11 protein-coding genes are annotated in these 12,942 nt (G+C 68.8%); 6 read left to right on the plus strand and 5 right to left on the minus strand.

Annotated elements, in window-relative coordinates:
* Positions 1–43: 43 nt before the first annotated feature.
* Positions 44–1,468, minus strand: coding sequence for an MFS transporter (locus A7W11_RS11560; RefSeq protein WP_066412049.1), 1,425 nt, complete (start codon positions 1,466–1,468; stop codon positions 44–46).
* A gap of 187 nt (positions 1,469–1,655) precedes the next feature.
* On the opposite strand from A7W11_RS11560, the gene A7W11_RS11565 reads away from it, so the two are divergent.
* Entirely contained in the window at positions 1,656–2,378 is a 723-nt protein-coding gene (locus A7W11_RS11565) for a hypothetical protein (protein WP_066412055.1), read from the plus strand.
* A 51-nt stretch (positions 2,379–2,429) separates the two neighbouring features.
* Here the strand turns inward: A7W11_RS11565 and A7W11_RS11570 are convergent, their stop codons facing one another.
* Positions 2,430–3,443 carry a sensor domain-containing diguanylate cyclase gene (locus A7W11_RS11570; protein WP_328587202.1) on the minus strand — a complete coding sequence of 338 codons (1,014 nt, stop codon included), beginning with the start codon at positions 3,441–3,443 and terminating at the stop codon, positions 2,430–2,432.
* Between the two features lie 216 nt (positions 3,444–3,659).
* Between A7W11_RS11570 and A7W11_RS11575 the strand changes: the two genes are divergently transcribed.
* The gene (locus tag A7W11_RS11575; protein WP_066412056.1) at positions 3,660–4,133 is read left to right on the plus strand and encodes a BON domain-containing protein; all 474 of its coding nucleotides are present in this window, start codon (positions 3,660–3,662) and stop codon (positions 4,131–4,133) included.
* Positions 4,134–4,285: 152 nt separating this feature from the next.
* Here the strand turns inward: A7W11_RS11575 and A7W11_RS11580 are convergent, their stop codons facing one another.
* A complete protein-coding gene (locus A7W11_RS11580; protein WP_066412059.1) occupies positions 4,286–5,509 on the minus strand; it encodes an MFS transporter in 1,224 nt (407 codons plus the stop codon).
* Positions 5,510–5,619: 110 nt separating this feature from the next.
* On the opposite strand from A7W11_RS11580, the gene A7W11_RS11585 reads away from it, so the two are divergent.
* Both A7W11_RS11585 and A7W11_RS11590 read left to right on the plus strand, forming a co-directional pair.
* The gene (locus tag A7W11_RS11585; protein WP_066412061.1) at positions 5,620–6,564 is read left to right on the plus strand and encodes a LysR family transcriptional regulator; all 945 of its coding nucleotides are present in this window, start codon (positions 5,620–5,622) and stop codon (positions 6,562–6,564) included.
* 120 nt (positions 6,565–6,684) lie between these two features.
* Positions 6,685–7,083 carry an acyl-CoA thioesterase gene (locus tag A7W11_RS11590; RefSeq protein WP_082887252.1) on the plus strand — a complete coding sequence of 133 codons (399 nt, stop codon included), beginning with the start codon at positions 6,685–6,687 and terminating at the stop codon, positions 7,081–7,083.
* Here the strand turns inward: A7W11_RS11590 and A7W11_RS11595 are convergent.
* Positions 7,080–7,979: an AlkA N-terminal domain-containing protein gene (locus tag A7W11_RS11595; RefSeq protein ID WP_066412067.1), complete on the minus strand. Its 900-nt coding sequence runs from the start codon at positions 7,977–7,979 to the stop codon at positions 7,080–7,082. The genes A7W11_RS11590 and A7W11_RS11595 overlap by 4 nt on opposite strands.
* A 170-nt stretch (positions 7,980–8,149) precedes the next feature.
* Between A7W11_RS11595 and A7W11_RS11600 the strand changes: the two genes are divergently transcribed.
* Both A7W11_RS11600 and A7W11_RS11605 read left to right on the plus strand, forming a co-directional pair.
* Positions 8,150–9,913, plus strand: a complete 1,764-nt coding sequence (locus A7W11_RS11600; RefSeq protein WP_066412070.1) for a bifunctional diguanylate cyclase/phosphodiesterase — start codon at positions 8,150–8,152, stop codon at positions 9,911–9,913.
* Positions 9,914–9,982: 69 nt separating this feature from the next.
* The gene (locus A7W11_RS11605) at positions 9,983–10,384 is read left to right on the plus strand and encodes a hypothetical protein (protein WP_066412073.1); all 402 of its coding nucleotides are present in this window, start codon (positions 9,983–9,985) and stop codon (positions 10,382–10,384) included.
* A gap of 60 nt (positions 10,385–10,444) precedes the next feature.
* Here the strand turns inward: A7W11_RS11605 and A7W11_RS11610 are convergent, their stop codons facing one another.
* On the minus strand, positions 10,445–12,904 hold the full coding sequence (locus tag A7W11_RS11610) for a glycogen/starch/alpha-glucan phosphorylase (RefSeq protein WP_066412076.1): 2,460 nt from the start codon (positions 12,902–12,904) through the stop codon (positions 10,445–10,447).
* Positions 12,905–12,942 lie beyond the last annotated feature (38 nt).

Here is a 12,942-nt window from a genome sequence, read left to right on the forward strand (position 1 = left end):
CGCGGCCGGTCGCGTTGCGCCGGCCGTCATGTTGCGCCGTATGTTACCGGTTGCGGCCGGCCCGCTCGCGCCGGGCGTAGAGGGCCGTCGACACGGCCAGCACCAGGATCACGCACACCTCTGCCACCAGCACGGCAGTGATGGCGTGGTGGTAGTCGCGGCCGGTGCGGCCCAGGAAGTGCGTCAGCACGGCGCCGGACAACGCCGGGCCCAGGCCCAGCGCGGCCTGCTGGACGGTGGACAGCGTGGCGCTGCCCGCGCCGGCCTGCTCGGGCCGCACTTCGGACAGGCCGATGCGAAAGAAGCTGGCCACGATGAAGGCCTGGCCGAAGCCGATCAGCACGGTGGCCGGGATCAGGTTGAACAGGCTGGGCTCGGGCCACACATGCCACAGCGTCAATACCAGGCCCGTCACGCCCGTCATCGTCACGACGCAGCCGAACAGCAGGATCGAGGTCTTGCGAAAGCGCGCCGCGGCGCGGTTGGTCAGGATGGAGCCCACGAAATACGCCAGGCCCATGGCCACGAAGCAGTTGCCGCATTGCAGGGCCGTCAGGCCCGCGCCGGCCTGCAACGTCAGCGCCATGGCGAACATGAAGCCGCTCCAGCAGGCAAAGAACAGCACCGCGATCAAGAGGCCGAACCGGATGCTGGACAGGCGCAGCAGGTTGGGCGGCAACAGCGGCAACCGGCCGCGTTTCTCCAGGCCCAGTTCGGTGCGCCACAGCGCCGCCAGCAGCACCGGCACCGCCGCCAGCATGGCCACGTAAACCCACGGCCAATGCTGCAGCGGCCCCAGCGACAGCGGCAGCAGCAGGCACAGGATGACCAGCGCGAGCAGCAGCGTGCCGGGCCGGTCGACGCTGGCCGGATGCGGCGAGCGCGTTTCGGGAATCAGCCTGCGGGTGTAGGCCAGCACCACCAGTCCGATGGGCAGATTGATGAGGAACACCAGGCGCCAGCCCAGCCCGCCTACGTCCGCCGACACCAGCAGGCCGCCCAGCACCTGGCCGATCACGAAGGCCAGGCCGCCGATGGCCCCGTACAGGCTCAGCGCGCGGGAGTGTTCGCGGTCGCGCAGGCAGACGTGGATGGTGGCCAGGATCTGCGGCACCGCCAGCGCGGCGGCCACGCCCTGCAGGGCCCGGGCAGCCAGCAGCAGCCACACCGAATGGGCCAGGCCGCACAGGGCCGAGGCCACCGTGAACAGCAGGATGCCCCATGAGAACAGCCTGCGCCGGCCGTAGTTGTCGCCCAGCCGGCCGCCCATGGCCAGACAGACGGCGAAGGCCACGCCGTAGACGGCCACGATCAATTCCAGATCCACTTCGCTGGCATGCAGCGAATGGGCCATGGCATCCAGGGCGACGTTGACGATGGAAAAGTCGATCATGGGCAGCAGCTGTCCCGCCAATAGCAGGTACAGGCCGGCCCGGCCCAGAGGGGCGGTGGTGGAGGCGGAGGTCATGATGCGGCGCCGGCGCGGCGGCAAGGGCGCGCGGCGAAAAGAGGGGAGAGGCGCGCAGTATATTGCGGCGCAGCGAAAAAAACAGGATAGACCCTGACGGGGGTGATGTTGCCCGTCACGGGCCGTTCGCGCCAGGGCCGGGGCGGCTTCTGGCAAGATGCTTCCTCTGCCCCGACGAGTACATTCCATGCGCAATCTGGATTTCACTTCCTGGCAAGGCCTGCTGTCCACGCTGCTGGGCCTGGCGCTTATCACGCTGATAGGCGTGGGCATCCGTCTGCTGGTGATGCAGACGATCCAACAGCGGCGCGAGCGCGAGAACCGGCAGATCAATGAGCGCCTGCGCACCCTGATCGCCGCCTACAAGACACTGGGCGGCTCGTTTACCGGCAACCTGTCGGTCGATCCCAGACATCTGCGCGACCTGCGGCTGGCGCAGCGGGAGGCGCTGGCCGGCCCCCCGGTTGCCTCGGCGCAGGACCCGCTCGCGGTGGAACCGCCGGGGGCGCTGCCGCTATCCGACCGCGCGCGCCGCATGCGGGATACGGTCGAGGCGGCCCTGTCGGACATCATCCTGCTGGGCACGGAAGAGCAGGTCCGGCTGGCCGCGCATGCGGCGACGGAGCTCGCGGCCGGACGGCCGATCCACACGGCGGAACTGGTCGTGTCGCTGCGAGATTTCATTCGCGCCGTACTGAACCTGGAACCGGTGCCGGCCGGCGTCGTGATTCCACGTCAAGGGCCGGCCCGTGCCGTGGCGTCGTCCGCGCGCGGCAAGGCGGACGGTGGCAAGGAGGGGGGCGGTGGCGCGGGCCGAGGCGGCATGGGCGGCGGCGGCGCTGGTGCCGGGCTGGGCCTGGGGTTGGGCGCCGGCCTGGCGGCCGACGACCCGGATACCCCGCATCGCTGAATGTTCAGCGCTCGCGGATGGAACGCTTGCGGGTGCGCTTGACTTCGTACATCAATGAATCGGCCAGCCGCACGGCGGCATCCGCGCCCAGGTCGGTGGGTTCGACCGCCACGATGCCGGCGCTGGCGCCGCCGTAGTCCAGCCAGCGCTCGCCCAGTTGGTAGCGTCCCCGATGGTGGCCGTGCCGATGCGGTCCTGCAGCAGCCTGGCGGCGGCCTGGGGGCCGCCGTTGTCGATGATGCGGCCCGGCTGGCTGTCGCTGCCGGCGATGGCGGGGCCGGGGCCGGCCACCACGAACTCGTCGCCGCCGATGCGGCCCAGCACGTCGTCAGGGCCCAGCGCGGCGCTCAGCGTCTTGGCGATCTGTTGCAGGAACTGGTCGCCGCACTGGTGGCCGTAGTTGTCGTTGATGGCCTTGAAACCGTCCAGGTCGATCACGCCCACCAGCACGCTGTTGCCGTGATTCACGCCCTTGGCCAGCAGGGTTTGCAGCGATTCGAACAGCGAGCGCCGGTTGGGCAGGCCCGTCAGCGTGTCGGTCATCGCATAAGCGTGCAATTGGCTGTTGGCGTTCTTCAGGTTGTCCATCAGGCGCTCGCGCTCGATGTAGCCCGCCACGATGTTGGAGAACAGGCGCAGCACCGTCTCGGCGTCGGGCCTGAGCGGCTGTTGCCCGGCGCTGGCGCCGCACAGCGTGCCCAGCAACGCGCCGTCCCCGGCGCGCACGGGCGCGCTGACGTAGGTCTGGATGCCCAGTTGGCGGGCGGCGTCGGAGTCGCCCCAGCAGGAGCCGACGTCGTCCGTGTACATGCGGCCTTCTTCGAGCGCGCGACGGCAAAGGGTGTCGGACCAGGGTACGGTCAGGCCTTCGGGGATGTTCATCTCGCCGGCGTTGCGCGCATAACGGATGTGCTGCTCGCTTTTTTCCAGGTCGATCGAAGTGAGATAGGTGGATTCGAGGCCCGTGACCGCGCCCAGCATCTCGAGCAGCGGGCGCGTCAGATCTTCGAGGGATTTGGCGTTCGGCATCGATACCGACAACTGGGCGAGGATCGGGTCCAACATGGCCTCCGGGAAGCGAGCGGGTGTCCTCTATTGTTATCAAAAAACTCCTTCGAAAGGGTAACGCTTGCAGAATTTGGCCGAAGATTGAAAAAAGGTAACGCCTTTGCGAATGCTGGCGCTGCGAGGCGCGGCAGGTATGGCTCGTGCTGGCGGAACCTGGCCTGCCGGCGCTTCTTACCGCTGGCGGGGACCTTTTCCGTTTGAAGGAGAGCCTTTGTGAAAGCCCTGCTGAATCTGGCCGCGGCCGTCGCCGCGGGCGCCGCCGCCATGTACTTCCTGGATCCGGACACCGGCCGCCGCCGCCGTGCCGTCGCGCGCGACAAGGCCATGTCGAATTATCACAACGCGGGGCGCTACGCCCGCGCCCAAGGGCGGCATCTGGCCAATCATGTGCGCGGCGCGGCTGCCCATATCAAGGGCAGCCCGGCCCCCGAGAGCGACCAGCAACTGGAGGGCCGTGTGCGCACCCGTCTGGGACGTCTGGTCAGCCGGCCCGCGAACATCGAGGTCACGGTGACGGACGGATCCGTCTATCTGGGCGGGCGGGTGCCTGCGTCGGAGCATGCCGGACTGGTGGACGCCATCATGGCGGTGGACGGCGTATTCGAAGTGCTGGACCGCATGCGCGTGGTCGGCCTGCCCGACAACGTGACCGAGCTGCAGACTTCGATGCCGCACAGCCTGCACTGAGGCATTCCGTGCCCCCTGTTCGTGGCGGAGGGGCCGGGAGCAAGGCGATCGCCTGCCTTGCCTGATGCCCGAGCCCACGCTCGGCACCGTGCCAGGAAGCATCGCGGCAAGGTCCGAAGGCCTTGCCGCGACGTGGTTCCTTGCTGTCCGGATCAGGAGGCGTGCGCCACCCGGACGGCGCGGGGCGCGGGCAGCGAGCGCAACACCAGCGCGGCCAGCCCCGCCAGCGTGCCCAGCGCCGTCACGCCCATCCAGCCCCAACGGGCCAGCGCGTAGCTGCCCAGCGCGCCGCCGATCGACATGCCGATGAACACGCAGGTCATCAGCACCGCGTTCAGGCGGCTGCGGGCGGCCGGATCGATGCCGTAGACGATGGTCTGGTGCGAGATCAGCGACACCTGGATGCCCAGGTCGAAGCCGATGGCGGCCGCGCCGATCAGCCACAGCGCGGCATGCGGCGACAGCCAGTGCGAGAGCACCATCACGGCAAACGACAGGGCCGTCAGCAGGGCGCCGGCACGGCTGACCACGTCCGGGCCCCGGCGATCCGCGATGCGGCCGGCCATCGGCGCGGCCAGCGCACCGGCCGCGCCGGCCAGGCCGAAGGCGCCCGCGGCGGCGGCGCCCAGCTGGAACGGCGCCTGATGCAGCATCACTGCCAGTGTCGACCAGAAGGCGCTGAAACCCACGGCCAGCAGGCCCTGCGCGATGGCGGCGCGGCGCAGCAGGCCGTGCTGGCGCCACAGCGTCGCCAGCGAGCCCAGCAGTGCGCCATAGGACATGCGCGTGGACGGCTGGAAGGAAGGCAGGCCGCGCCACATGGCTGCGATCAGCGCCAGGATGCTGGCCGCCGCCGCCAGGAACATGCCGCGCCAGCCGAACTGCTCGGCCACGAAGCCGCTGACCACGCGCGACAGCAGGATGCCCAACAGCAGGCCCGTCATCACCGTGCCCACCACCTTGCCGCGGTGTTCGGGACGCGCCAGCGTGGCGGCGGCGGGCACGATGTCCTGCGCCACCGTGGCGGTCAGGCCGACGGCCAGGCTGGCGGCCAGCAGTACGCCGATGGACGGTGCCAGCGCGCTGGCCAGCAGCGCCAGGAACAGGACGGCGGCCTTGGCCAGGATGATGTGCTTGCGGTCGTAGCGGTCGCCCAGCGGCGCCAGCAGCAGGATGCCCAGCGCGTAGCCCAGTTGGGTCAGCGTGGGAATCCAGCCGACCGCGTTGCCGCTGGCGTGCAGGTCCTCGCCCAGGATGCCCAGCATGGGCTGGCTGTAATAGATGGAGGCCACCGCCAGGCCGGTGCTGGCGGAGAGCAGCAGCAACAGCGGCCGGGACAGGCCGTTGGGGCTGGTGGAAGGGGTGGTATGCGTCATGAGAATATCCGCTGCGAAATAGCCCTGGATCAGGCGATGGATGGCATTCTGCCGCGGTGCAGCATCCTGTGGTAGACGCTTGACGGGTACATCGGTTATACGTTTGGCGCATGACAAGCCTGATTCCCATGCCCCCTGGCGGGGCCGACCGCCTGATGCTGATGGAAACCTTCGTGCGCATCGTCGAGGCGGGCAGCCTGTCCGCCGCGGCGGCGCAGTTGGGCGGCACCCAGCCCACCATCAGCCGCCGCCTGCAGACATTGGAGCGCGCCCTGGGCGTGCGCCTGCTGCAGCGCTCGACCCATGCCATGACGCTGACGGACGACGGCGCGCGCTGCTACGAGCGCGCCAAGGATCTGATTGCCCAATGGCAGTCCTTCGAGAGCGACGTGCGCAGCGCGGGCGACGAGCCGTCCGGCACGCTGCGCGTGGTGGCGCCGCATGCCTTCGGCCAGCAGCAGTTCGTCGAGCCGCTGGTGCGATACCTGAAGCAGTATCCCCGCATGACGGTGGAGTGGCTGCTGTACGACCGCACGCCGGACTTCATCGCGGGCGGCATCGATTGCGCGATCCACATCGGCACGGTGACCGATCCCTCGGTGATCGCGCTGCCGCTGGGCGAGGTGCCACGCATCATCGTGGCGGCGCCTTCGGTGCTCGAAGGCGGCGCGGTCCCGGCGCAGCCCGCCGAACTGGCCCGCCTGCCATGGGTGGCGCTGCGCACGTTCTACCGCAACGAGGTGGTGCTCAAGCACCTGGAAACCGGCCAGACCGAATCGTTCGGCATCCAGCCGCGCCTGTTCACCGACAGCCTGTATGCGGTGCGCACCGCCGCCATGCTGGGGCTGGGCGTGGGCATGGGATCGTCGTGGCTGATGCGCGAGGACCTGGCGCGCGGCGACCTGGTGCATCTGGCGCCGCAATGGGAGGCCGCGCCGCTGCCCGTGCACCTGGTCTATCCGCCCGCGCGCTTCTATCCGGCGCGGCTGCGGCGCTTCATCGACATCATGCGCGAGTTCGTGCCGACGGTGCTGCGCGGCACGTCGGACCTATGATGGTGGGCCGCCGAACCCGATAGCGCCGAGGAACCCGTCTTGTCCACCGATCCGAATCCTTCGTCCAGAACCGTGCGTCCCGAGCCGCTGCCGCGCGCCGCGTTCACGCATTTCGAGCCCATGCCGCTGCGCTGGATGGACTGCGACGTCTATGGGCACGTCAACAACGTCGTCTATTACTCGTACTTCGATACCGCGGTGAACCGCTACCTGACGCAGGCGGGCGTGCTCGACGCCCTGAACAGCCCGGTGATCGGGCTGGTGGTGGAAACGGGTTGCCATTACTTCGCGCCGATCACGTTTCCGGATGAACTGTCGATCGGGCTGCGCGTGGCGCACATCGGACGCTCCAGCGTGCGGTACGAACTGGCGGTGTTCAGCGAAGGCGCCCAGGCCAGCAGCGCGCAGGGCCATTTCGTGCACGTCTATGTGGACCGCGCGCAGCGCAGGCCCGCCGAGGTGCCGCAGGCCATGCGGGCGGCGCTGGCGCGATTGCGGACGGAATTCGCACAGCCCTAGGCGCTATCCGTTTCGTGCCGCCGCCAGACATGCACCGTGGCATGCGCCCGCCACGGCGACCAGCGCCGCGCATGCGCCTCCAATGCCTTGGCATCCGCCATCGCCAGCCGCTTCTTCAGCACCGCATCGCCCGTCGGCATGGCGTCGGGCTCGTTCAGCGCCCGCATGGCGACGTACTGCACCGTCCAGTCGCCCACGCCGCGGATGGCGTGCAGCGCGGCCAGCGTGGCGTCTCGTGGCGCGCGCGGATGCAGGTCCAGCCGGCCCGCATCGATCTCGCGCGCGATGCTGAGGATCGCTTCGGCGCGGATGCGGATCAGGCCGCAGGCGATCACCTCTTCCAGCGGCAGCCGTGCGATGCGCCGCGCGGTGGGGAAGGCGTGGGTCAGCCCGTGCGGCGCATCGGGCACGGCGGCGCCGTGACGCTGCGACAGCCGGGCCAGGATGCCGCGCGCATTGCGCACCGAGATCTGCTGGCCGGCAATGGCGCGCACCGCGATCTCGAAACCATCGAAGGCGCCAGGCACGCGCATGCCCGGCTGATCGGCCGCCAGCTCGCCCAGATGCGCGTCGACGGGCACGGGATCGCAGGGGGTGCCAAAGACGCGCGCGGCCTGGCCGAGCAGCGCGTCTGCGGCAGGTTGCAGACCGGGCGCCAGCGTTAGCGATAACATCTCGCTGCCCGGCTCGTGCGCGACAGCGAGCCAGCCCGTCAGCGGCACGCCCTCGTGCATCCATTCCAGCGCACGCGCATAGTTCGAGTCATCCACATGCTCCACGCCCAGGATGTGGCGATGCGCCAGGAAGCCGAGGACGCCACGCCAGGCATAGGGCGGCCGATAAGGCAGGGGCAAAGGCTGCGCGAAGCGTGCGGTGGGCGGGTTCATGCGAATCATGCGGGCAGTCCATTTACGAGATATGGGGGATCAGTTGTGCGCTGCTTGCGCGCTTGGGTCCGATCCGTCCGTCTTATTATCGGCGCGACGGCGGCTACCGGGTGCCCGCTACTGGTTGCGCCTTGCCAGGCTCCTTTTAGCGTTAACAGGCCCTAGTGGGTGACAGCGTGATGACAATCGATGAATCGGATGCCCCGTATCCGATCGGCTTTGCGGGGGGCGGCTATTACGAGTCGGCCGCGCTGCTTGCCGCTTCGCTGTTCAAAGCCCCCTGCGCCGTCATCCGCGTCGACGCGGAGGTGCCCGAAACCTTCACCCATGCCTCGCCGCGCGCCGCGGGTTACCACTATTCCACTGCCGGATACGTCATGGACGCCGCAGGGCAATTGGTCCAGGCATTCATGCAGTTCGCGCTGGCCGATATGGAGCCCGCCAACGACGAGCCGCCGCTGGCCGAGTTCATGCGCTGCCCCCTGGTCGACAAGGCGGGCCAGCCGCTGGGTATGCTGATGCTGTTCGATTGCGCGGGCCGTCCGCCGCTGACCCCCAGGGGGCGTCGGTTGCTGGAGCGGCTCGCCGCGCACGTCGTCGACCGCATGCAGACGCTGCGCGACTTTCACTACCGGGATCGTCTGACTGGCCTGGGCAACCGCGGCCAGTTCGTGCGCGATGCCCGCGTGGCGCTGGACCAGCCGCGTGCGCAGGACACCGACCTGTGGGCCGCGATGATCGACGTGGTCCCGCTGGACAACATCACGCGCCTGGTGGTGGCGGTGGGCCTGGCGCAGGTCGAGCGGGCCATCGAACGCATGGCTGCCCGCATCCTGGCGTCGCTGCCCAGCGGATGCCGGGCCTATCGGCTGGGCCTGGCGCGCTTCGGTTTCATGTGCTCGGGCAGGCAGGACGACGTGCGCCGGTTGGCCGCGGGCTGCGTGGCGCGCTTCGACAACCCCATCACGGTGGACGACGACCTGCCGTTGAATCTGGCTGCATACGCGGGCGTGCTGCCGGTGCAGCGCAACCAGTTGCCGCAACTGATCAGCGCCCTGTTCGCGGTGTCCGAGTCGGCGCGCGAGCGCGGCGTGCCGGTCGGCGTGTTCGACCTGCAGTTGGTGCAGCGCCAGCGGCGGCACGTGCTCATCATCAACTCCATCCGCCAGGCGGTGCAGGCGCCGGATCAACTGCGCCTGGTCTACCAGCCGCGCGAACGCCTGAGCGACGGCATCTGGACCTCGGTCGAGGCGCTGGTGCGCTGGCGGCATCCGCTGCTGGGCGAGATTTCGCCGACCGAGTTCATCCCGTTGCTGGAAGGCACCACGCTGATGCCGCTGCTGACCGACTGGGTGCTGGCTCGCGCCGTGTCGCAGTTGGCCGAGTGGCGCAAGACGATGCCCAACCTGAAGATGTCCATCAACGTGGCCGCGTCCGACCTGAAGCGGCCGGACTTCAGCGCGGTGCTGCGTGGCGTGATGGCGGCCAACGGCATCGGCGCCGGCTGCATCGAACTGGAGCTGACGGAAGGCTCGCTGGTACGCGCCGATCCCGCCACCATGGACATGCTGGAAAGCCTGGAGCGCTGCGGCATCGAGATCGCCGTGGACGACTTCGGCGCCGGCTACAGCAACCTCTCGCAACTGGCCAAACTACCCTACGACGTGCTCAAGCTGGACAACGCGCTGGTGCGTTCGGTGTCGTCCAACGCGCGCGCCGCGCTGATCGTGCAGGCCATCGTGGGCCTGGCCAAGCAACTGGGCCACCGCGTGGTGGCCGAGGGGGTCGAGACCCTGCAATTGCGCGATCTCTCGGTGCAGTGGGGCTGCGACGAAGTGCAGGGATTTTTCATCGCGCGGCCCATGGAACCCGACGCCTTGTATCCGCTGCTGGCCGAACGGGTCGAGCGGCGGGGGGCGCCGCGCAGCCGGGACGCTGTATAAATAGCGTTTGCGCCCTGTTTCCGATTGCGCGCGCCAGGGCCGCCACGGCTCGCGCGCTGCCCCGTATCCATGACTGACTTTCCCCCGCTGCGCCAACCTTGTCCGCCCGGAGCCTGCGACTGTGGCCACGATGCCCTGCGCGATGATCCCACGGGCGACAGGCGCATCCTGATGTTGACCAAGGCCGAGGAAAAGAAGCTGGTCGAGCGGCTGGAGAACGTGGCCACGCTGGAGGACCTGCGCCGCATGGAAGCGCGTATCCAGTCGCTGCTGGGCGTGACGCTGACCATCTCTCCCAGCGACAACGAAGTGCGGACCATGCGTGGCTTCAACATCCGCCTGGAAGAGCGGCCGGGCCTGTGCAGCAAGACGCGCCAGTCCATTCCCGCGGCCATCCGCCGCTGCTTCGAACGCAATCCGGACATTGCGTTCGCGATCCTGAACGAGAACGACCTGCTGCGCGACGCCTGAGCGCGGGGCGCGCGCGCGCCGCTGGCCGGCGGGCCGAACCGGGCCCCGCCATGTATGCGCCTACGCCCCTTCCAGCTTCCAGATCTCGCGCGCGTACTCGCGCACCGTGCGGTCACTGGAGAAATGTCCCAGGTGCGCCATGCAATGCAGCGCCTTGCGGTGCCAGGCCTGCCTGTCGGTGAAGTCCCGCGCGATGGTGCGGTGCGCATCCACGTAGGCATCGAAATCCGCCAGGTGGAAATAGTGGTCGCGGCGCATCAGTTCGTCGTACAGCAGCCGGTACTGCCCGCGGTCCGAGTCGTAGCGGCCGTCGATCAGCGTGTCCAGCACTTCGGCCAGCGCAGGGCTGCGCGCGGCGTATTGCGCGGGGTGGTAGCTGCCGTCGCGCCGCATGGCGCCCACTTCCTCGGCCAGCAGGCCGAAGGCATAGAAATTCTCGGGACCCACGCAGTCGCGAATCTCGATGTTGGCGCCGTCCAGCGTGCCCACCGTCAGCGCGCCGTTCAGCGCCAGTTTCATGTTGCCGGTGCCCGAGGCCTCGGTGCCGGCCGTCGAGATCTGCTCGGACACGTCGGCGGCCGGGATGATGCGCTCGGCCAGCGTCACCTTGTAGTCGGGCAGGAACACCACGTTGAGCCGGCCGCGGCAGCGCGGGTCGCCGTTGATGGTGCGCGCCACGCTGCGGATCAGGTGGATGATGCGCTTGGCGGCGGCATAGCCGGGGGCGGCCTTGCCGGCGAAGACGTGGGTGCGCGGCGCCACGTCGTCGCCATGGTCGACGATGCGCAGGTACAGGTGGATGATGTGCAGGACGTGCAGCAGCTGCCGCTTGTACTCGTGGATGCGCTTGATCTGCACGTCGTACAGCGAGGCCGGATCCAGCAGCACGCCCATGCTGCCGTGCACGTGGCGCGCCAGGCGTTCCTTGTTGGCCAGCTTGATGCGGGCCAGCCGTTCGATGAAGTCGGGGTCGTCCTGGTGGCGGGTCAGTTCGCGCAGGCGCTCCAGTTCGACCACCCATTCGGGCCCCAGCGTCTGGTCGAGCAGCGCGGCCAGCGGCGGATTGGCCTGCGCCAGCCAGCGGCGCGGCGTGATGCCGTTGGTCTTGTTGTTGAAGCGCTCGGGCATCAGTTCGTAGAAATGCGGCACCAGCGATTGCTTGATCAGCTCGGTGTGCAATTGCGCCACGCCATTGATGGAGTGGCTGCCCACGATGGCCAGGTGCGCCATGCGCACGTGCCGAGTGCCGCCTTCCTCGATCAGCGATACCGCGGCGACGCGCGGATCGTCGTCGCCCCAGTGCGCGCGCGCGCGGCGCAGCAGGCGGGCGTTGATCTCGTAGATGATCTGCATGTGGCGCGGCAGCACGCGGGTCATCAGGTCCACCGGCCAGCGCTCGAGCGCTTCGGGCAGCAGCGTATGGTTGGTGTAGCTGCAGGTGGCCCGCGTGACGGACCAGGCCACGTCCCACGGCAGCGTGTAGTGATCCACCAGCAGGCGCATCAGCTCGGCGATCACCAGCGTGGGGTGCGTGTCGTTGAGCTGGATGGCCGCGCGCGTGTGCAGCTTCTCGATGGGCAGCCCGCTTTCCGAGAATTCGCGCAGGATGTCGTTCATCGCGCAGGCCGTCAGGAAGTACTCCTGGATCAGGCGCAGCTCGCGGCCCTGCGAGGGCTCGTCCGAGGGGTACAGCACTTTCGAGATGGTTTCGGTGCTGATCTGGTGTTGCACCGCGCCCACGTAGTCGCCGGCATTGAAGACCCCCATCTCCAGCACTTCGGAGGCCCTCGCGGAATACAGCCGCAGCAGGTTCGCCGCGCGGCCGCCGTAGCCGATGATGGGCATGTCGTGCGGAATGCCCAGCAGCGTGTTGCCGGGAATCCAGGTGGGGCGGTAGGCGCCGTCGGCAGCGTGGCTTTCCTCGACGTGGCCGTACAGATTGACGATGCAGCTTTCGTCGGCGCGTTCGATCAGCCAGGGGCTGTGGTCGCTGCCCCAGAAGTCGGCGCGCTCGACCTGCGCGGGGCCGTCGAACTCCTGGCGGAACAGGCCGTAGTCGTACTTGATGCCGCAGCCCATGCCGGGCAGGTCCATCGTGGCCAGGGATTCGACGAAGCACGCGGCCAGCCGGCCCAGGCCGCCGTTGCCCAAAGCGGCGTCGTGCTCGCGGTCGGCGATGCGCTCCAGGTCCAGGCCCAGGTTTGCCATGGCCATGCGGGCGGGCTCCAGCATGCCCAGCGACAGCAGGTTGCTGACCAGCGAGCGGCCGACCAGGAACTCCATCGACAGGTAGTACACCTTCTTGGCCGGATTGGCCTGGCGCCGGTGTTGGGTGGCCAGCAGCGCGGTGACGACGCGGCGGCGCACCACCATGCAGATGGCCACCAGCCAGTCGTCCTCGGTGGCGCGCTCCGGCGTCTTGGCCAGGCGATATTTCAGTTCGCTGGCCAGTTCCTGCTGGATGACCGCGGCTTCCTGTACGGTCTGATCGGACGATGCGTTCCTGGGCAAGTCAGGCATGGTCTTCTCCGGTGGCTGCGGACGCGCGGGCGGCGCGC

Origin of the sequence: Bordetella ansorpii, assembly GCF_900078315.1 — a bacterium.
GTDB classification, from domain to species: domain Bacteria; phylum Pseudomonadota; class Gammaproteobacteria; order Burkholderiales; family Burkholderiaceae_B; genus Bordetella; species Bordetella ansorpii.

Excerpts from the sequence above, each read along its gene's own strand:
- A7W11_RS11560 (WP_066412049.1), bottom strand. The coding sequence starts at position 1,468 with ATGACCTCCGCCTCCACCACCGCCCCTCTGGGCCGGGCCGGCCTGTAC.
- A7W11_RS11565 (WP_066412055.1), top strand. The coding sequence starts at position 1,656 with ATGCGCAATCTGGATTTCACTTCCTGGCAAGGCCTGCTGTCCACGCTG.
- A7W11_RS11570 (WP_328587202.1), bottom strand. The coding sequence starts at position 3,443 with ATGTTGGACCCGATCCTCGCCCAGTTGTCGGTATCGATGCCGAACGCC.
- A7W11_RS11580 (WP_066412059.1), bottom strand. The coding sequence starts at position 5,509 with ATGACGCATACCACCCCTTCCACCAGCCCCAACGGCCTGTCCCGGCCG.
- A7W11_RS11585 (WP_066412061.1), top strand. The coding sequence starts at position 5,620 with ATGACAAGCCTGATTCCCATGCCCCCTGGCGGGGCCGACCGCCTGATG.
- A7W11_RS11590 (WP_082887252.1), top strand. The coding sequence starts at position 6,685 with ATGCCGCTGCGCTGGATGGACTGCGACGTCTATGGGCACGTCAACAAC.
- A7W11_RS11595 (WP_066412067.1), bottom strand. The coding sequence starts at position 7,979 with ATGATTCGCATGAACCCGCCCACCGCACGCTTCGCGCAGCCTTTGCCC.
- A7W11_RS11600 (WP_066412070.1), top strand. The coding sequence starts at position 8,150 with ATGACAATCGATGAATCGGATGCCCCGTATCCGATCGGCTTTGCGGGG.
- A7W11_RS11605 (WP_066412073.1), top strand. The coding sequence starts at position 9,983 with ATGACTGACTTTCCCCCGCTGCGCCAACCTTGTCCGCCCGGAGCCTGC.
- A7W11_RS11610 (WP_066412076.1), bottom strand. The coding sequence starts at position 12,904 with ATGCCTGACTTGCCCAGGAACGCATCGTCCGATCAGACCGTACAGGAA.